Annotated in this window: 16 protein-coding genes and 5 pseudogenes; 8 read left to right on the plus strand and 13 right to left on the minus strand. The window is 68.6% G+C overall.

Annotated features, from left to right (window positions below; genetic code table 11):
• Window positions 1–1,586 (minus strand): annotated as a pseudogene (locus RV986_RS52490) (glycosyl hydrolase family 95 catalytic domain-containing protein); the annotation flags it as partial.
• A gap of 279 nt (window positions 1,587–1,865) precedes the next feature.
• Here RV986_RS52490 and RV986_RS52495 point away from each other — a divergent pair.
• The 5 genes and pseudogenes from RV986_RS52495 to RV986_RS52515 all read left to right on the plus strand — a co-directional run bounded on the left by RV986_RS52495 (window position 1,866) and on the right by RV986_RS52515 (window position 5,927).
• Window positions 1,866–3,109, plus strand: a pseudogene (locus tag RV986_RS52495) (SGNH/GDSL hydrolase family protein).
• A complete protein-coding gene (locus RV986_RS52500; protein ID WP_475924768.1) occupies window positions 3,106–3,795 on the plus strand; it encodes a polysaccharide lyase family 7 protein in 690 nt (229 codons plus the stop codon). Before RV986_RS52495 ends, RV986_RS52500 begins: the two are co-directional and overlap by 4 nt.
• A gap of 7 nt (window positions 3,796–3,802) precedes the next feature.
• Entirely contained in the window at window positions 3,803–4,546 is a 744-nt protein-coding gene (locus RV986_RS52505; RefSeq protein WP_475924769.1) for a polysaccharide lyase family 20 protein, read from the plus strand.
• A gap of 417 nt (window positions 4,547–4,963) precedes the next feature.
• Window positions 4,964–5,410, plus strand: a complete 447-nt coding sequence (locus tag RV986_RS52510) for a DUF6262 family protein (RefSeq protein ID WP_475924770.1) — start codon at window positions 4,964–4,966, stop codon at window positions 5,408–5,410.
• 34 nt (window positions 5,411–5,444) lie between these two features.
• Window positions 5,445–5,927, plus strand: a complete 483-nt coding sequence (locus RV986_RS52515; RefSeq protein WP_331765063.1) for a hypothetical protein — start codon at window positions 5,445–5,447, stop codon at window positions 5,925–5,927.
• A gap of 80 nt (window positions 5,928–6,007) precedes the next feature.
• Here RV986_RS52515 and RV986_RS52520 read toward each other — a convergent pair.
• Both RV986_RS52520 and RV986_RS52525 read right to left on the minus strand, forming a co-directional pair.
• Window positions 6,008–7,044: pseudogene (locus tag RV986_RS52520) on the minus strand (ISKra4 family transposase); the annotation flags it as partial.
• A gap of 69 nt (window positions 7,045–7,113) precedes the next feature.
• Window positions 7,114–7,641, minus strand: a complete 528-nt coding sequence (locus RV986_RS52525) for a hypothetical protein (RefSeq protein ID WP_475924771.1) — start codon at window positions 7,639–7,641, stop codon at window positions 7,114–7,116.
• A 412-nt stretch (window positions 7,642–8,053) separates the two neighbouring features.
• On the opposite strand from RV986_RS52525, the gene RV986_RS52530 reads away from it, so the two are divergent.
• The 3 genes and pseudogenes from RV986_RS52530 to RV986_RS52540 all read left to right on the plus strand — a co-directional run.
• Entirely contained in the window at window positions 8,054–8,767 is a 714-nt protein-coding gene (locus RV986_RS52530) for a tetratricopeptide repeat protein (RefSeq protein WP_475924916.1), read from the plus strand.
• 7 nt (window positions 8,768–8,774) lie between these two features.
• Complete coding sequence (locus RV986_RS52535) at window positions 8,775–9,566, plus strand: tetratricopeptide repeat protein (protein WP_475924917.1); 792 nt, start codon at window positions 8,775–8,777, stop codon at window positions 9,564–9,566.
• Window positions 9,521–9,685, plus strand: a pseudogene (locus RV986_RS52540) (hypothetical protein); the annotation flags it as partial. The gene RV986_RS52535 and the pseudogene RV986_RS52540, both read left to right, overlap by 46 nt.
• A gap of 79 nt (window positions 9,686–9,764) precedes the next feature.
• Here RV986_RS52540 and RV986_RS52545 read toward each other — a convergent pair.
• The 10 genes and pseudogenes from RV986_RS52545 to RV986_RS52590 all read right to left on the minus strand — a co-directional run bounded on the left by RV986_RS52545 (window position 9,765) and on the right by RV986_RS52590 (window position 18,895).
• Window positions 9,765–10,535 (minus strand): IS5 family transposase, encoded by a 771-nt coding sequence (locus RV986_RS52545; RefSeq protein ID WP_475924772.1) that lies wholly within the window; start codon window positions 10,533–10,535, stop codon window positions 9,765–9,767.
• Between the two features lie 75 nt (window positions 10,536–10,610).
• Complete coding sequence (locus tag RV986_RS52550) at window positions 10,611–10,928, minus strand: hypothetical protein (protein WP_475924773.1); 318 nt, start codon at window positions 10,926–10,928, stop codon at window positions 10,611–10,613.
• 93 nt (window positions 10,929–11,021) lie between these two features.
• A complete protein-coding gene (locus RV986_RS52555; protein WP_475924774.1) occupies window positions 11,022–11,240 on the minus strand; it encodes a DUF6192 family protein in 219 nt (72 codons plus the stop codon).
• Between the two features lie 82 nt (window positions 11,241–11,322).
• Window positions 11,323–11,709: pseudogene (locus RV986_RS52560) on the minus strand (DUF6192 family protein); the annotation flags it as partial.
• A gap of 937 nt (window positions 11,710–12,646) precedes the next feature.
• Window positions 12,647–12,871 (minus strand): hypothetical protein, encoded by a 225-nt coding sequence (locus tag RV986_RS52565; protein ID WP_475924775.1) that lies wholly within the window; start codon window positions 12,869–12,871, stop codon window positions 12,647–12,649.
• A gap of 297 nt (window positions 12,872–13,168) precedes the next feature.
• A complete protein-coding gene (locus RV986_RS52570) occupies window positions 13,169–14,116 on the minus strand; it encodes an IS982 family transposase (RefSeq protein WP_475924776.1) in 948 nt (315 codons plus the stop codon).
• 58 nt (window positions 14,117–14,174) lie between these two features.
• Window positions 14,175–14,621 carry a DUF6183 family protein gene (locus RV986_RS52575; protein ID WP_475924918.1) on the minus strand — a complete coding sequence of 149 codons (447 nt, stop codon included), beginning with the start codon at window positions 14,619–14,621 and terminating at the stop codon, window positions 14,175–14,177.
• A 61-nt stretch (window positions 14,622–14,682) separates the two neighbouring features.
• Complete coding sequence (locus RV986_RS52580; protein ID WP_475924777.1) at window positions 14,683–15,237, minus strand: DUF6183 family protein; 555 nt, start codon at window positions 15,235–15,237, stop codon at window positions 14,683–14,685.
• Between the two features lie 1,306 nt (window positions 15,238–16,543).
• Window positions 16,544–18,496 (minus strand): trypsin-like peptidase domain-containing protein, encoded by a 1,953-nt coding sequence (locus RV986_RS52585; protein WP_475924778.1) that lies wholly within the window; start codon window positions 18,494–18,496, stop codon window positions 16,544–16,546.
• Between the two features lie 33 nt (window positions 18,497–18,529).
• The gene (locus RV986_RS52590; RefSeq protein WP_475924919.1) at window positions 18,530–18,895 is read right to left on the minus strand and encodes a trypco2 family protein; all 366 of its coding nucleotides are present in this window, start codon (window positions 18,893–18,895) and stop codon (window positions 18,530–18,532) included.
• Window positions 18,896–18,922: the final 27 nt, after the last annotated feature.

Raw genomic sequence — 18,922 nt, forward strand, 5'->3', positions numbered from 1 at the left:
GCCAGCACCTCCCTGCCAGCGCGGGACCAACTCGTCGTCAATGCCGAGCAGTTCGGCGGACTCGATGAGTGTCTGGCAGCCCCAGCGGATCAGGGCCAGGTCGTAGTTGGTGTCCCGCGGCGGCACGACGGGGTATTCGGGCGAGAGCGTGCTCGGCAGGTGGAGGTTGCCGTCGCTGCCCGGGGTGAGGAAGTGCAGGTAGTAGTTGATCGCCCGGCGCAGCACCGGAAAGATCGTGTCGCGCAGCAGGGCCTCGTCCATGGAGTGCCGGTAGGACAGCCACACGTTGTGCAGCGCCCAGGTGAGGTCGCCGGTCTCGGCGCCGGTGCCCGGCTGCCCACGCCTCGGTCGGCGAACATGTCGGAGCTGGGGCCGATGCCGGAGCTGTCCGCGCGGTAGGCGGCGGGCACGTTGGCGATGAGCTGTTCCTGGTTCTGCCGCAGCGTGGTGGCGAGCGAGTCCAGCTCCGGGTGGTTGAAACCGTGGATGAGCCAGTACTCCAACTGGACGTTGAGGTTCCACCAGACCGCGGGCCAGGGTGTGGGCTCCAGCCACGGCCCGGAGGTGGCCATGACGGGGCCGCCCGCACGGCTGGCGGAGGCGACCTTGTAGAGCTGGATCCAGTGGAAGCTCTGCAGCCGCTGGTCGGGGAACGAGACGAAGCTCTTGCGGTAGAACGCGTGCCACCAGCGGGTGTGCTCTCGCCTGAGAGCGCTGTACGACGCCGCGCGCCGGAGGTTGCGCAGCGAGGCGGCCTCGGCGGCGGTGTCCGCGGCGAGCTGTGTCCGACGCTGAGCAGCAGGTCGTCGCCGGTGCGGTGGTAGGCGGTGGCGGTCTGGCCGCCGCCGGTGAGGGGTTGCAGCACCTGCTCGGTGCCGTCGGCGGCGGTCCGGGTGGTCCAGGGCGGGTTGGCGGTGTAGCCGGAGGGCGGGGCCTCGCTGATGTGCCGGGGGCTGACGGCCTCTTCGGGATGGAACGTCCAGGTGACCTGTTCGCCGCCGCCGGCCGTCACGCGGGCGGCGAAGACCTCGTCGTGGATGAGGGCGGAGAGGGTGAGCGTGCCCGCGGTGGTGGTGACGGTGCCGGTGAGTTCGGCGTTCCACAGACTCAGGCGCCAGTCGACGGACGTGATCATGCCGACCGGTTCGAGCGTGAGGTGCCCGACCGGCAGGCGGCAGGTGCCCCAGCCGCTGCCGAACTCGGGCCGGTGGTCCTGGACGCGGCCGTGCTGGACGGTGAAGCGGACCTGGTTGGCGCCCGGCTCCTGGTAGACCATGCTGCCGAGCAGCCCGTCGCCGAGGAACGGGCCCTCGTACCAGAGGGTCGGCAGCCTGGTCGAGAGCAGGTCCTGGCCGCGTAGGAACTTCTCCCAGGCGCCGTCGGTGGTCATGAAGTGCCGCGGAGTCTCCAGGGGCGTCAGCCGCCCCGGCCACCAGGCGGCGGCGCCCGGCGGACTGCGCCGCCTGTACGGGCTGTTCGGCGTGGGCCGTCCCCCCGGGCAGAGCCGCCGCTGCCGCTCCGCCCAGCGCGGTGCCGAGTACGACTCTGCGGGGCACCGGCGAGCGCTTCCCCGGCTGCGAGGTCATCATCGTCCTCCAGAGCTGACGGTCATTGAGACATCGGGTGTATCGGGAAACCTAAGCATGTCCTATGCGCCTGTCAACGACCTTGGCGAACGGGGCAATCAGGCCATCTATGTGCCATCGATGGCAGATTCGGTCTTCATGCGCACATCAATAACTCCGGTCGAACTCCTTGACTCATCCGATGTATTGCAGTTGCCTGCGTTCACGTTCCTCACTGCGCTCCCCCGCACATTCCGTGTTCGGCCTGCGGCCGACTCCCCACCGGAAGGACGGCGCCTCATGCGCAAGGTCACGATCCGGCACTTACTCGCGGCTCTCCTGGCAGCACTGACACCGGCCCTCCTGCCGTTTCCGGCGAGCGCGGCCGCGACCGGCCACCACGCAGCCGCGACCGGCCGGCCCGGCTGGACCGGCACCTGGGAGGCCGCCGCGTCCGCCACCGAACTGCCGGGCCAGTCGGTGCGCAACGTGATCCACACCAGCGTCGGCGGCCGCGCGGCCGGATCCGCGTGTCCAACCGGCTCGGCACGGCGCCGCTCGAACTCGGCGCCGTGGCCGTCGCCGTACAGGAGGCCGCACCCTGAAAAGCCCGAACGCGGTGGCTGGAACGGTGCGTTCGGTCACCTTCGGCGGCGCCGCCTCCGTCGCGGTGCCGGCCGGCCAGGACGCGGTGAGCGATCCGGTCCCACTGCGGGTGCCCTCGGGACGCCAACCTGCTGGTCAGCCTGTACACGCCCAACGACTCGGGCCCGGCGACGTATCACCGCTCCGCCCTGCAGACCTCGTTCCTCGCCCCGGACGGCGACCACACGGCGGACCAGGACGGCGCCGCGTACACCGCGACCACCGGCTCCTGGTACTACCTGACCGGCGTGGACGTGCTCGGCGCGCCGGCCGCGGGCAGCGTCGTCGCGCTGGGCGACTCGATCACCGACGGGTCCGGATCGACGGCGAACGCGAACCACCGCTGGCCCGACCGGCTCGCCGCCCGGCTGCGCCAACTGCCCCCGCGTGAGCGCCTCGGCGTGCTGAACGCCGGCATCGCGGGCAACCGCGTGCTGCTGGACGGCACCGGCCCCAGCGCCCTGTCCCGGCTGGACGCCGACGTGCTCTCCCGCAGCGGCGTACGCGCCCTGATCGTCATGGAGGGCATCAACGACATCAAGGGCAGCCCCAACCAGACCGATCCCGCCGCCTTCGCGGCCGCGTACCGCGAGATCGTGGCGCGCGCCCACGCCCGCGGCATCCGCGTCGTCGGCGGCACGATCACCCCGTACGGCGGAAACGGCGGCTGGACCGCGGCCCGCGAGGCCGTACGGCAGTCCGTCAACGACCTGACCCGGTACGGCGGCATCTTCGACGCGGTGGTGGACTTCGACGCCGCCGTCCGCGACCCCGACGTTCCCGACCGGATCCTGCCGGCCTTCGACTCCGGCGACCACCTGCACTTCAACGACGCCGGCCTCCAGGCGATGGCCGACGCGATCGACCTCCACTCCCTCACCGGAAAGGACACGCGATGAACAGGAGATCCCTCTTACGAGCCGGGGCCGGCCTGCTGGCCGGCGGCGCCGCGCTCACCCTGCCGCCCGCCCCGCTCGCCGGAGCAGCAACAGCAGCGGCGGCCGCCGACCCGACCGACGGCTGGACGCAGACCTCGTTCACATACAGCTGGCAGAAGCCCTGGAACCTCGACCTCAGCGACCGGCACAGCTACAGCGGCGGCGTCCACCGCATGTGGGTGTACGCCACCGACGAGCCGTTCGAGGAGGGCAGTTCCACCGACCCGCGCACCGAAATGCGCTGGAAGGCCGACTACACCACGGGCAACCACATGTGGGACGCCGACGTCTACCTCCCGTCCGGCACCGACGGCGCCTCCTTCGTCCAGATCCTGCGCAGCGTCCACCCCGCGGGCACCCCCGCGACCGACATCATGCTCAACGTCTACGACACGGGCGGTGGCACCGTACGGCGCTACGACGGCACCGTGCTCAAGACGGGCGCGTACGACACCTGGTTCAACGTGAAGATCGCCCACCAGGCAAGCAGCGGGACCGGGACCGTCAAGGTCTACTTCGACGACTCCCTCGTCCTGACGGTCGAGGACCGGGGCCCCGCCACCCGCTACTTCAAGAACGGCGTGTACAACCACGGTTCCGGCCTCGCCGAGGCCCGCTTCCGCAACATCCTGTACTGGACGAGGTGACCGTACCGTGCGCAGACGACAGGCTCTCGCCATGCTCGGCGGCACCGTCCTGGCAGGCACGGTCGGCGCGACCAGCCCGGCCGGGCGGGCGTACGCCGCCGACGAGGTGTACTTCCAAAACCGTGGCAGCGTCGAGGGCTGGGACTACGCCTACACGCAGAAGGACGGCGTGATAGCGACCGTCGACTCCCCGGTGTACAAGGGCGCCCACTCCCTGGAGGCCACCCAGACGTACATCGGCGAGACCGGTGGCTACCACTCGGAGGTCATCCAGCGCGGCGCGCAGAGCGTCGGCGAGGAAAAGTACTACGGCAAGGCCATCCGCCTCGCCCCCGACTGGGAGTTCCATGACCAGAACGTCACCTTCCAGCAGTGGTCCCCCGAGGGGCCCTGGCTCCTGATGTTCGTCATCGGCGACGAGATCCGCTTCGGCGGCTCCGGCGGCATCAAGGGCACGGTCGGCGCCATCACGGCCCTGCGCGGTACGTGGCTGCGCGTCGTCGCCCGCCTCAAGCTGGCCGGCGACGGCGCGGGCGCCTTCGAGGTCTGGCTCAACGGCACGAAGACCGTCAGCATGACCGGCATCACGGTCCTTCCGTCGACCTCGCAGACCATCCGCTGGTCGAACGGGATCTACTGCACGGCCTGGCGGGACGGCGCACCCAGCGGCCCCGACGTGCTGACGATCCACCACGACAACCACCGGATCGCCTCGTCCTACGCGCTCGCCGAACCGGCCAACTGGTCCTGAGCACGCCGCGTCACCCCGGCCGGGGTCCTGATGGTCGTCTTGGGGTGCTGGGCGGGGTAGTCGTTTCGGCTTCCCCGTTGTTATGTCTCAGCCATCCCGGCGAGGTCGAGTAGCTGGTTCATGACGACGGGTGGCAGGGCGAGGCCGACAGCGAAACTCGCCGAGCTCGGCCTGCCCGTCCACGTCCTGCAACGGTACGCGGGGCACTCCACACCGACGATGTCCATGCACTACGTCGCACGCCGGGACGAGCACGCCGAGCAGGCGTTCCTGGCCACCCGCAAGTTCAAAGCCGACGGCACCCGCGTGGGCCGCAGGGCGGCGGAACCCAGAACACGCCTGATGAGACGCTGTTTGCGGCGATCATCTACGTGCCCCCGTCTCTATCGACCTGACCCGCCACCGGAAGCCACAACCATGAATGACCAGCGCCAACGCCGTATCGACACCCTGAGCCAGGCCGCCCGCCGCAAGTCCGAGGCCAAGACGAAAGCCGCCGAGACCGCCATCCGCACCCTGGTCAAGCGCGGCAAGTCCGTGACCTTCCAGGCCATCCAACGCGAGGCGGGCGTCTCACACTCCTTCCTCTACACCCACCCCACCCTGCGCGAACGCATCGAACACCTCCGGCGTCAGCACCAGGCCGCAGCCGCTCCAGCTCCAGCTCCAGCCGCGGCCGGGGCCGCAGAGAGCAACATCGTCCTCGCCCTCACCGCAGAGATCACACGACTGAAGAAACAACTCCGCGACAACGACAAGGCATTGCGGGATGCCCTCGCCCAGGCACACGGCGAGAATCTCGACCTCCGACGCGAACTCGCCCGCCGTGGTCTGCCACGGACGGCCCCCGCCGAAACGGAGTAGCGGCCAGCCACCGCCATGCCGCAGGATCAGCCTCGTGGAGACAGTGGTGCAGTGGGTCCGCACGTCATGGACCAAACAATCCCGCGGCGGGCTCGAAGCCGCGCGTCGGAACGCGACCCCGACGGCTTTTCCGCTGCCGCTCGGCTCGCCACCCTTCATGCACGAGGTTCGGATGGACGAAGCCGGAGACTTCCAGCCCCGGGCTGTGACGCACGACAGCATGCCCGACTCCAGCACGGACGCCGGCGTGCTCTTGCGGGAAGTCGACGGACTGCTGCGGGTTCAGCTGGTCGCCACGCCATTCGGCATGCCACGCAGATCGCGGCGTCCTCCGGCTGTTCGCCTCGCCCGCGGAGAGTGGCTCCGCTGGCAGATCAACTACCGCTTTACCGGTTCATGCGGCGGCGAATGGACCTACCGACTCGACACGCTCAACATCGTCCATGGTCCGGCACAGCCCGACCTCTTCCTCGGCATCCCCACCCGCCACGTCAATGAACTTTCCAGCCTGCGCTGACGCCACCTGGCAGCAATCTCATCAACGTTCTGAAGTGCAAGAACGCCGCATCAGAAGCTAAAACCCGTTGATAAGCCGGGCACGTGTACGAAGTCGAGCAGGACGTGAACGGTGATGCAGCGGCCGGGCGGCTTCGGTGTGGATCAGGTCGAGTTGGTGGCGGGCCCCGTCGACCAGCACGATCCAGTCCCGCAGATGCTGCCGGTCGCGGGCCTCGGCCTGGGCGAAGGCGTCAGCGACGACCTGCTCCGGCCGGCGGATCACCGAGGCGGTGCACCATTTCCGCTGCGCCTTCGGACCCGGCCTCGCCGGCCGGGCTTCACTGCGGCCGCCGGGCGGATGAACGATGTCGTGCGGCCGGCGCGGTGCGGGCGCGGTGTCGAAGACGCAGGCCACCGTCGCTATTCGCTTGCGGTTGGGCTTCTCACCCGGGGCCAGCCGCCCGCGCCGCCCGGCCGCCGCACTCTTGGCCGCGGGGCGCATCACCACGCCCTTGCCGTCGACCTGGATGACCAGCGGCATCTCGCGGGTGCACGGGGCGGGGACCTTCGCCGCGTAGCAGCCGGCGATGTCGACAGCGGCGGCGACCACCAGCTCTTCGAGACGGCGCTTGCCCACAACCTTCCCGCACCGTCGCTCGATCGCGGCGGCGGCCTGATCGAACGAGCCGCAGACCGCCTCCAGGACTGCGAGGCGGGCAAGCCCACGGAGTGGCGGCCGGCGGGCAGCGACAGGTCCGCATCCGCCGGGTGCACATTGGACACACCCCGGCCGCGATAGGCGATCCTGCTCACCCGCACCGGTCCGAACACGCAGGTCAACCAGCGGCCATGACCCTTCTCCCGCCAGGTTCGCGCCTGTCCTTCCGGCCCGTGCACCACCGGGTGTCCTCCACCTGTGCGCACCGAGTCCTCCTCCATCCTCGCCCGCAGGTCGAGGTGATCCTGCATCAACTGCCGCAGCAGCTCGCGTCCCTGCCGCTCAAGCAGCACCCCCAGGTCGTCGTGGGCCATACCCGCCGCCGGGTCGTCGGCCAGCGTCTCGAGACGAGGCATTCGAAGGCATCACGGGAGGCGAAGTACGGATCAGGTTCACTCAAGGCGTCGTACGGTTCCATCGGGGCTCTTCTTCTGGGGTGATTCGCTTTTGGTTGACACCTTCGAATCTACGGAGAAGAGCCCCTTGGTCACCGGGAGTTGGCCCGGTCGGCGCCCTGCCTCCGGCGGGCAGGGCTGAACCATCCCGGCGCGTCCTCGTCCAGCCAGCCCCGCTCCACCAGGCGCTTCAGTTTTCCCCGGGTCCCCTCGATCTTCGCCGTCGTTGCCTCCAGCCCGATCCGCGGCACGATCTGCTTGGCCTGCAACGGGCCCGGAGCATCAGCGATGATCTTCACGATGTCCCGGTACACATCCGGCAACACATACGCCACCAGACCCTCCCGCCATGGCGGCACCATCATCGCCCCGGCCCCATGAGACGCCAACGCGTCCTCGGACTCCGGCGCATTGTGCGCCGGCCCGTCCGGATCCGCCTCCGCGACCGACAACTCCGCCAGCACCTGCGCGACGGTCTCCCGCGTGATCTCCAGCCGCGACAGATCCTCCCGGGCCCTCTCCAGCCGCACGGCCAACTCCACCGCCTCGGCCTCAAGTTCCTCCAGCCCGTGTCGAGCCTCGGCCTCCCGCGCCTGAAGCTCTTCCGGCAAAGACGCCATGGCACCCACCTCCGCCCTTGCCACAGTAGAAGTACGACGGCGCCGACTACACGCCAATCAGCGACTTCCTAGCTCAGCCAACCCCGGAGAGGAACACACCCTTCTCAATCCTGAGCCGTTACAGAGCCAACTTTGGGCGGATCGATGCCGTGGTGACGTGGCGGAACCCGTCCTCGGAGCCAGCCTCGATGGCGACTCGACATGAAACTTGACTGGCTATCAAGTGCTGCAGTTCCAGGCGATGACATCCAGCCCGTTCCAAAGCCCAGCTCGCCGCCGGTAGATTCGGCCGGGACGCCGCGCGGTAGTGTTGGGTGACGACGCCGTGCTGCCGCGCGAGTGCCTTGACGGCGCTGACTGGACAATCTCCGTATGGCCGTGTTGTGTTCGCATTGCAGGCAGGTGACGGATCCTGAAATGGCTTCGGCCCCATCGCACAGCCAACGCCCACCGCGAAGCGGACGCGCTGAACGACTCGGGCGTCTCCTTGATGAGGCAGGGCCGTTTCGAGGAAGCCCGGGCAGCATGCGAGCAGGCCGCCGGGATTTTCAGGCGTGTCGGCGATCTTCGCGGTGAGGCCGCAGCGCTCAGTAATGTCGGCATGATCCTTTTCGACATGGCGGACTTCGAGGAGTCGGTCGAGGTCCATTGCCGGGCCCTCGCCCTGATCGTGCGCGTCTGGGACCTGAACAACCAGTCGCGGATACGCTTTCGGCTCGGCCTCGCGCTGGCGAGGGTCGGCAACCTGGCGCAGGCGCTCACCGAGCACGAGTTGGCCGCGGCTGCCGCCCACGAGGCCGCAGAGACTGATGGCGAGGCCCTGGCGCTGGCCAAGCAGGGCGACGTGCTGCTGGAGATGCGCCGCTTCCGCGACGCGATCCCGGCCTATGAGGCTTCCCTCCGGCTCAGCGACGATGACGGCCTGCCCCTCGCGAACGCTCCCCTGACCAAGGGCGAGGTCCTGAACAACCTCGGCATCACTCTGTACTGGGCAGATCGCTATCGCGACGCCATCGCCGCACACGAGCGGGCCGTCCCGCTCTTCCGGGGGGGCCGGCGACCAGGCCTGCGAGGGCAATGCGCTGGAATGCCTGGGCAGGGCGTTCTGGGGTGCGGGCCGCCCTGATGAGGCGATCACCGCCTACCAGGCCGCGGCCGCCGCATTCCGGGGGGCGGAGGACCCGCGCGGCGAGGGCATGGCCATGGCCAACTTGGGCGGGGCACTCTCGCAGGTGCGGCGGTTCGACGACGCCATCGCCGCCCTGGAGCGGGCCCTCGTGCTGCTGCGGGAGGCCGGTGATGAACTTGCCGCCGGCGGGGCACTGACAGACCTCGGCTTCGCGCTGCGGGGAGTGCGACGTTTTGAGGAGGCCATCTCGGCACATGAGCGGGCCGAGGCGATCGCCCGGAAGGCCGGCAACCGTGAACTGGAGACGGTGGCCGCGCGAGACCTGGAGGAGACGCGGGCAGCCAGGGACGGGAGCGCGCGGGACGACCCTCGGGCCCGTCTCGACGCCTCGCACCTTGCAGGAGACGTGCTGAACGACCGCGGCCTCCCCCTGCTCCGCTCCGGCCGCTTCGAAGAGGCGGAGACGGCGTTCCGGGAGGCCGTCGCTGTCTTCCAGCGGCTCGGCGACCGCCGGGACGAGGGCGTGGCGCTCGGCAATGTCGGCCGGTGCCTGTGCGAGCGAGGCCTCTACAGCCAGGCGATCGAGGTCCTGGAGCAGGCCCTCACCCTGGTTACGGACGCCACTGGCGATCAGGAACCCGCCAGCACCATCCCGCAGGCCCTCGGCGCCGCGCTGACCGACCAGGGCATCGCCTTCGTGGGACAGGCCGCTTCGGCGACGCGATCACGGCTTACGAGCGAGCCGCCGCGCTGCTCCGCGAGCACGGCGACCGCCATGGCGAAGGCGTTGCGCTGAACAACCTCGCCGTCGCCCTCTTCGGCTCCAAACGCTTCGCCGAGGCCGCCTCCGTCTACGATCAGGCCGTCGCCATCTTCCGGGACGCCGGGGACCGCGCCTGGGAGGGACGGGCACTGGACGGTCGGGGCAGGGTGGTGGTGATGCTGCACCGCCTCGATGAGGCGACTGCCGACCACCAGGCAGCGGCCGTGTGCTTCAGGGATGTCGGAGACAAGAGCGCCGAGGGCGGCACGCTGACCTATAGTCCCTCGCGTTGCGGCGGGCCCGCATCGTCCACGAATTCGACCGCTCAACCGCCCAACGCTTGGGCAACAAGACGAAGCCCTTGGCGTCTTTGGGCCGGGAGACGACCTTGACGGTGAGGCCGAGAGCGGTCTGTGCCCAGGTGCTGAACTCATCTCCGCCGTAGCCGTTGTCCGCCCAGACCAGCACGATCTCGGGGTGCTCGGCGTGAAGGCGGGTCAGCAGGACGCGGGCCGCGTCCCGGTCCTGGACGTCGGCGGGCGTGACGAGCAGGTCGACGAGCAGGCCGTCCTGATCGACCAGGAGATGACGCTTCCTCCCATTTATGTGTTTGTTCGCGTCATATCCGCGCGTCGCTTTCGACACGGTCTCCGCGCCCTTGACGGACTGCGAGTCCACGATCACCCGGACCGGCCAGGGATACCGTCGGCGGTCCAGCCGCAACCGCCGGCGCAGCTGGTCGAGGACATGCCGCAGGACGCCGGCCTTCGCCCAGCGGGCGAAATACCCGAACACCGTGCGCCACGGAATGCCGAAGTCAGCGGGCAGTGCCCGCCACTTCGCCCCGTTATCGGTGATGTAGCGGATGGCGTCGATCACGCGGCGGCGGGGCCACTTCTCTGGGGCCCCGCCCTTCGGGGTCTGGCAGGCCGGGACGGGCAGGAGCTTCCAGGGAGGGGCCCATTCGAGGTCGCTGGTGTCGGAGGGGTAGCGGGGCAGCATGACGGTGCCGGGCCGCGACCGATGGACGGGGCCAACTGCGGGACGGTTGCGGCCCGTTGCCTCTCATGTTCCGGTTCACTCCAGGTTGGCCAGCAGCTGAAGGGTGGATTCGATCGCCCCCATCTGCGCCATGACCGTGCGGATATAGGGGTCGTCGGGCTTCTTCTTCTGGTGCGGCAGGAGAATCCCGGCGACGAAGTGGGCGACCCTGTGGTGGACGGACTCGAAGAACGCCCGCTCGTAGCCGATCCAGACCTCCGGCGCGTCGTCCAGCATCCGGTAGCCCCACGATTTGTCCCAGGTCACCGGCCGCAGTCCCTTCGCCGCGGCGACCTGGCGCAGGTGCGCGAGCCCGGTGTGGACCTGCGCGCGGGTGCGCTCGGTGGCGGCCATCAGCTGGACGATGGTCAGGCCGGCGGGACGGGCCTCCAGCAGGGTGGAAAGGACGGCTTCGGCGTGGACGTGAGCGGGAACCCCGCCCCATCGCTACTCGCCCGAGCCCTTCAGCAGCTTCTGAAGCTGCTCGTCCAGGTCGACCTCGCCGCGGGTGACCGCGTTCTCGATCCAGTCCGCCGACGCCCGCACCCGCGCAAGTCCCTGCAGGATCGTCTCGCGTTCGGCGTCGTCGTAGGGCTCGCCCCGCAGGTTCGGAACGATCCTGCCGGCGGTGACGGTGAACTGCGTGCAGACCGCGACCAGGTCCATGAACTGGGTGTTGTGCCCTCATGCGCCGCAGCTGGTCCAGCTGCGGGGCGGCTTCCTCCTGCCCGTACTGGACCTGCTGGCGGAACTGGTCGAACTGCGCCTCGTTCACGGCGTGCCTGGCCGTGTCGTCGGCCATCCCCTTCGAGGCGACCGCCGGGCGGCGCAGGAAGTCGGTGGCCACCCGCGCGGCCACCTGGTCGTCGGCGGCCAGGTCGTGGATCGCGTCCACCTTCTCCTGGACGCTCTCGGGAGTGTCGACCTTCCAGCCGACGATCCGTTTCGCGCTGTCGTGCGTCCAACGCGCGGGCCCGCCCCGCGGACTGGGCGGAGGGTTGTCCACCGCCTCGAACCGTTCCCGCTCGTCGGGAATGCAGGCGAGGATCTTGTGGATGGTGTGGGAGACATCCGCCCGCCGGCGTTCCTTCGGCCAGCGCGGGAGCCACCCACCGGTAGTCCCGAACCGTCGAATACGCCAGGCCGACGTCCTCGGCGAACATCCGGATCGCCTCGCTGACCGTGAACAACTCCTCGCTCCCCGACGGGTTCGTACCCCCGTAGGAGCGCATCGGCTCGATCTCCAGGCCTGCGTCCCCGAGCTGCCACTGGACGCTGCTCATCGTCTCGACCCAGTCCCGCCCCAGCTTGACCAGCTCGTCGTAGCGCTGCCGGGTCACACTGCCGACCATCCCGGTCATCCGGACACCACCCCCACGAGCCCCGGGTGCGATACCCGTATGTGCCGCCAACTCACCCTGGACACCCGTCACTTCGCACGATCCGGCTGCCTTGTCCCGGCCGGAAGGGCGTACCGGCCCGGCGCTCGAACCGGCCCCACCACCACCGAACGCGCAGGCTCACGCCCCGCCCTGCCGCGCGCGCCGCGCGTTCCAGGCCCGTTTGCGGCAGGCGGGAGAGCAGTAGACGGCCGAGGCGGGACGGTCGACTCCCACCGTCCACGACACCCCGCACTGCGGACACGAGGCCGTCACGCCGGCCTTCACCGCCTCGGTCCTTGACCGAGCCCGACGCATCCGCCGCCAGTGCCTCGAACGGCACGCGTCCTCACAGAACACTGCCGTCGACCTCGCCGACGGCATCAACGGCCCCCCGCACCCCCGACACAGTCGCGGCCCCACTTCCCGGCCTGCGGCGACAACAAGCCTCAGTCGGGGCACCCCACGCTTGGCCATGCCGCCACCGTAGGACCGACAGGTGGCTTGTGGCACCCGCCCATACAGCCAGCGCGAGTGGCCTACATCCGCTGCACATACGCCGCCCGCCATTCCGGCGACGGGTCCGCACCCAGCTCGGTCCAGTACTCCCGCCCACCCACGATCTTGCCGTCCCGAACGGTCCAGAAAGACGCCACACGGTGGACCCCCATGGCATCGTGCGGGACCTCCACCTCAGAGACCACTGCCTCGCCATCCGCCACGATCCGCAACACCCTGATCGACCACCCCCTCCGGATACTCCGCGTTGATGTTCACGAAGTTGCCGCGACCCACGATCCGCTCTCCACTCACGGGCCACTCCACCACCAGGTCATCGGCCAGCAACTCACCTAGACCCTCCCAGTCCCGGGCCTGCATGCGGTCCCACAACGCCTCAACGATCTTCGAAGACTCCATGGCCGCATCCTGACAGGCCCCACTGACAACGCCCGGGCCGTGATGCCAGATAGCCCCAGGCAACAGCGACACCGAAGCCGCACACCAGACCTGTCATGTCGGCCTCAGACACAGGCACTCAGCATCCGGCGCTCGTGGCATCGTCCGGCCGACGGCCAGTCCTGATCTTTCACCGCCTGCACAAAAAACTGAACATCCGCCGCGCGGTCCGGGCGTCCGCTCTCATCGAAGCCCAGCCGCCGTCTCCTTCAACCCAGTCGGCACAGTTCGTGTCGGGAAGCCGGTCCGGCTGTATCTCTAGATGAATGAGTCCAAGGGGTGTCGTTGCGGTCGGTGATCGTAGGCGGTCAGTGACCGCTTGATCGGCTGTCCGGTTTTGTCGTTGTGCCAGATCGCCGCTGTGAGCGCGAGGATCCGGCACAGAACGCGGACCGCCACCCCCGCCGGGCTCTTGCCGCCGTGTCGTTCCAGGTCGAGCTGCCCCTTGAAGGTCTGGTTGATCGACTCGATGACCTGCCGCAGCGGCTTGAACAGGTGTGCTCCGGCCCGTTCGGCCTCCCACTTGCGGGCCGGCCGCAGCAACTCCAGGTGACGCTCGGCAAGATCGCACTCGAACTCGCGGCCGTAGTAGTTCTTGTCCCCGATGATCGTCTGCCCGGGGCGGGCTGCTTCGACATCGGGCGCGGTGTCGAGCATGTCGCGCAGTGTCTCGCGCTCGTCGGCCTTCGCGCCGGTGAGGGCGAACAGGATCGGCAGCCCGCCCAGCGTGCACACCAGGTGCAGCCGCAGCCCCCAGAAGTACCGTGAGTGCGACGCGCAGTAGCCGTACTGGGCCCAGCCCGCCGGGTCCGAGCGTCTGGCCGTCTCGCGGGAGCATCCGCAGCCGACCGGGGTGGAGTCGACCAGCCACACGTCGTCGCTCCACAGCGAGGTGTCCCGGGCCAGGATCCGGATCATGCTGGTGAGCAGCGAGGACGCGGCGCGCAGCCGCTTGTTGTAGCCGGACTGCTGGGGCACGTAGGGGAAGAGGTGGCCGAAATCCCGCCCGACGCGGCGCAGCCAGCGCCGCTCGGATGTGTAACCGAGCAGCGCCGACGTGACCGCGAGCGTGACCAGTTCGGCGTCACTGAGCGTGGGTGCGATCCCGACGGCGGGCCGGTACGGGGCCAGCCACGGCGAAGCCTTCAACTCGTCGTCGATCCGGGCATAGAGTGCCGTTGCGAGGGTGTCCAGGTCTGTCTTCACACACTGACATTGGACGCCCTCGTCTCATGTCCGCAGGCCATCCCTTGGACTCATTCATCTAGTTGGTGTCCGTCGCCGCCAGTACGGCAATCCGGCGGAAGTCGGGGGAGAGGGCGGCTACGCCATAGTCGGCGTCAATGTCGATGTGGAACCGGTCCGCATCGGCCTCGAAGTGGAACCATGTGCTCTGCCGCACATGGCGCTCCACCTCCTCCGCGCTCGCACCCGCCATCGAACGCCATGCCCATAGCCTCCCGTAGGTGCCCTGCACACCCGAGCCGTTCAAGCCGCCCATCGACGCGGTGGCGAAGAGCAGGCGCGAGATTTCGTCCACCAGGCGGATGGCGATCTCAGAGCGATCCGTGGGGCCGAGCCCGTCGACGCATGCCATGGGCAGGGCCGGCAGCACAGCGGGCACCCGCTCGGGTGCGATGGCCACGTCCACCATGAAGAGCCAGGCGCCGCAGTCACCCCACTCGCCTGCCAGGCAAAGATGTTCTCGTATACGTCCGTGGTGGCGATGTCACGAAGGGCGGACCGCTCGGTTGTACGTGGTGTCGCCGGGCTCATCCGGTCCTCAGCGGGTAGCCGGTTCGGCACCCCACTGGCGGAGCCGCGTATCGAGCGGCTGGGGAAGTCGGCCTCCAGGCCGCGGCGGTGCATCGGCAACCAGGCCAACTGGTGCCAGCCAGGTCGTACGAACGTCCACCCGGCCGCCGCGGAGAGCACAGCGCTGGAAACGTGTCGATATCCACGCCACGGAGTGCCAACTCCTGGGAGAGACAGGCGCGCAGCTCATCCAGCCGCTCCCACTCGCGACGGTCGAAGACGCTGACTGCCAGGTCGATGACCTGGTGGTGCTCCGCAAGCAGTGAGGCGACAAAGCGCAGCAGGAGGCCGGAGCCCTCAGTCGACGGCCGCTTTTCGTCGAGGAGACGAAGCAGCTGCACCAGGCTGTCACAGCCGGGAGCGAGAGCGAACACCCAGACCACATGGTCCAGTTGACGCTCATACTCCCGCACCTGTTCGACAGCGGCCGCGCGCAGGTCGGCCAGCTGCGACCCCAGCTCGCGCGCGTACGAGGCGTCCCCCTGCGCGGCACGCCGTTCGACCTGGCCCATACGAGACCGCCGAGATCGCCCTTGGCGTCTTCAACGGACTGCCCTAATCCTCAGCCGCATGCAACGGCCGGGCGGGGATCTGGGCACCGCAGACACGTCCCCCGCTCCTGCCGCGCCTCTACCAATTGCCGCCCTCTTCGTCATCGCGCGCGGAATCCGGCTGCCATCCGACTGGACTAAAGGTGACAGCGACTGGCTTCGATGGAAGTGTGAACACTGGGCGGTCCCGCGGCGGAACGAGCAGCCACCACGGGGCACAACTATTACGGCGTAATAGAGCAGCCGCCCCGCGCGGGATGTGTTCCAGCGAAGGCATCGTTGTCGCAGCTGTCCAAGACCGACGTCGAGCTATTACGCCGTAATAGTGCTCGGCCGGTACCCGGCCCTTCCCTCAGCAGTCCAAGCAGTGCGCTGTCCCACGCTGGCCTGGGCAGTCTCAGCTTCCGTGAGCCCCGCCCTTCGCAGCGCCGCTGAATCCGAAGTCGGTCTACGGCCCGTCAGGGACCTGCATCTTCCGAAGGACCTGCTTCGGCGGACCGACCTCACCCGGGAACCGATCACCGGCCGGCCATCCTCACTGGCATTGGGCCAGCCTCGTACAGCGGGCATGCCTCTGCGTAGCCTGTCGTCGCGCGGACCTCCACCGCCTTCAACAGTGCTCGGATCGCCATGGACGCAGATGTACCGTCACCAGGGACGAGCGGTCGCCACGGGGCACAACTATTACGGCGTAATGGAGCAGCCGCCCCGCGCAGGGTGTGTGTCCTGCCTCAATCGACCCAAGGCAGGGCGCCGCAGTGACCTGTGATGCCTCAGATTGATCGAGACGGACGCCGCGCGATGTCCCTCAGACAAGATGGGGCGCAAGGTCCTGATCGACAGGTTTCTTGCGGTTCGCTGTGTCCCGTCGCCTCAAGCGCGGAAATGTCGCGGACATTAGCCACGGGGGAGTCGCCCGGCCCTCTCCATCGTTCTCGATCAAGCTGTCGCCGTGCCGGGTTGAGCTCGTCTGGTTGCTCTGTTCGCGGTGCGTCCCTGCGTGCGCCCCTGCGTGCGTCCCGAGAAGGTTCCCCCTCTCCCGGCAGGTGAGTCTGACCGTCCCGCCCAGGCCTCTCCCCAAACCGTGCTGGCTTGAGCGCGTCCGGCCGCAATACCGACGCGTCCCTGCGTACGTCCCGAGAAGACTCTCCCTCTCCCGGCAGGTGAGTCTGACCGTCCCGCCCAAGCCTCTCCCTGTACGGGGAAGGCATACCGTCGCGGGGTTCGGTCGTGCCGCGCTCATGCGCCGCCCGATCTACCTGACGCTCTACCTGCGGTGAGAAATCCCGGTACTCGGCGCGCGTGTCTCTGAGCATGTGCTGTGCCGCTGCCAGCCGCAGCTCCGGCTCCTTGTCAGTGAGTGTGACAAGGAAGGCGCCGAATTCTGTGCCCCTGTGGCTCTTCTCCGCACGCGCCAGTTGGGCGGTGGCAATGGATTCCGGGAGCGTGGCTCGATGCTCACCGCAGCGCGCGGGGTAGAGCGCAGCCAGGGTCTCTGTGACGGCGTCGATCTCCTGGACAGCCTGGTAGTCGCCGCTAAGCCGACGATGGTCCGGGACGTGCCGATAGCGGTGGAGCAGGGCCGCGTGCACATCAGTTGCGGCTGAGGCTGCGTCGGCCGCTGTAAACAGCGCGACGGCTGATAGGACGAGGTCCAGGAAGCTGGGATCCACTCGCGGAAGCCGCTCCTGCAGGGCTGCCTGGACGTAGGCGCGTTCGCGGTCGAGCAAAATGTCTCTTGGTTTGCCACTAGGCCCGCGGGCCAGGCCAGAGGCGGTGAGGAAGTCGACGAGCGCCCGGGTTGTATGGCGGCGATGCCGCGGCCGTCGTTGAGCGCGTCGGCGTTCGGGCGTATTCGGCCGCGGACAGGTGACGGCTCTACGTCGGCCGCTCTGCGCAGCCGTTCCGCGAACACCTTCCATGCCTGGTCGTAGAGTGCTTCGGGATCGTCAAGGTGGGAGTCTGCCGTTATGGGCGGCTGCCGCTGCCCCGGGCGCCATCCTTCCAGTGCCTGCACCGACCGGGCGGTCAGCAGTACCCGCACCCGCCAACTGCTACCCTCCGTGCCACGCACCGCCTTGAGCAGTGCGCGCGTCTGCGCAGGCCGGGTCTCGACACGGTCAACGACGAGCAGCAGATTGTGCTGAAGCCCGGGCAGCACTGTTTCCCACTGAGGTGTCGAGGATACGGCCGGAGCGACGAATCCAGCGATCCAACCACCTGAGTCGATCTGAGACGAATATTCCGGCCCGGCCTTGCTTCGTCTGGGCACCGGTGCGGACAGGTCCCGTATGACCTCCACCGCAAGCCGGGTCTTTCCGCTTTCCATCGCCCCGGTGATCAGCGCGGCGTCGTGCTGGGGTCCGTCCGGGGCTGTGCACCAGTCCCGCAGTGTCTCCTTGAGGTCGACGGTTTCCTGCCCCTCGGCGGTCGAGGTTCCGTCCACCGTGATGTACGGGAGCACTGCTGCTTCCGCATCCAGGAACTGTGCGGGGGTGCGCGGTGGAAGAGGCGGCCCCTTCAGCAGGCGGATCAGTTCAACAGGTTCGGCGGTCGGCTCCACTCCAGTGTCCTCGGCGATGAGCCTTCGTATGCAGGGATGAAACAGCATCCGCGCGGAGGGCATGACGCCGATGACGCCTTCGTCCGGCTCACTGGTTTGCACAACTCCGATCAAGAGCCCACGGGCGAATAGCGCGGTGCCCGACAGCCCGCGCCGTGCCTTGCTGCCATCGCCGGGGGTCAGCCGGTGATGCCAGGTCCACAAGCCGTCTGCGGGGCGGACCGTGCCGTGCACCGTGTATGCGTCCACGCCGCCACAACGCCACTCGTGTTCCGGGAATCCAACGCCCTCCACCTTCTGTTCCTCATCGGTGACGAATCGCCCCCACCGCACTGGCTCAGCCGACGCACGGCCCGAAGAGGGAAGGCGGAGCAGGGCAATATCGAGGCCGCTGTGGCCCTCACAGTGGTTGCAATGGGCATCATCAGACTGCGGTCCACATCCGTGTCGGCTGCTCCACGCCACCTCCACCGGCACCATCGGGCCGTACGGATCGAGGAACCCGACCTGCACAGATATCTCGAGGGCTGAACGGTCGGGCATCACGTGTGCTGCTGTCAGGACGAGAGAGGACGAGATCCGGTAGCCGCTCCCCAGCAACGGATCCTCGCCCGGCGCACCGGCTCTCACGACGGCAACCCGGGTCCAGTCGGTCATGCCGCATCTCCCCGCACGTCACGCCGGTAGCAGTCAGCGTCCATACCCGCCTGCGTTCCCGGAAGTCCACAGGCCTTCCGGTCCAGGGTGGCGGGATTCCTCCTGGCCGGCACCGGGTTCGGCATTGATCTGGTGAGGGCCCGCCACTTCCAGTCGCACGGTCATCCGGTGCGTCCGGCCTGATGACCGCTCGCGCCTGCCGTCGCCAGCCACTACCCAGGCCTGCACACCACCTCCTGCGGATGCCGACCTCCGCAGCTCCACGGTGAACTCCAACTCGATGTCCCTGACGGAGAATCGCAGTCGTCCGCCGGTCCCTCGCGCGGCCGCGCCCTGAAGCCCCCGTCGGACCGCCTCGATCGCCTCGCTCAGCTCCGTATCACGATCTTCCTCATGCATGTTGCCTCCGCCGGTCACATCCACAAT

This window comes from Streptomyces sp. RLA012, assembly GCF_056270325.1.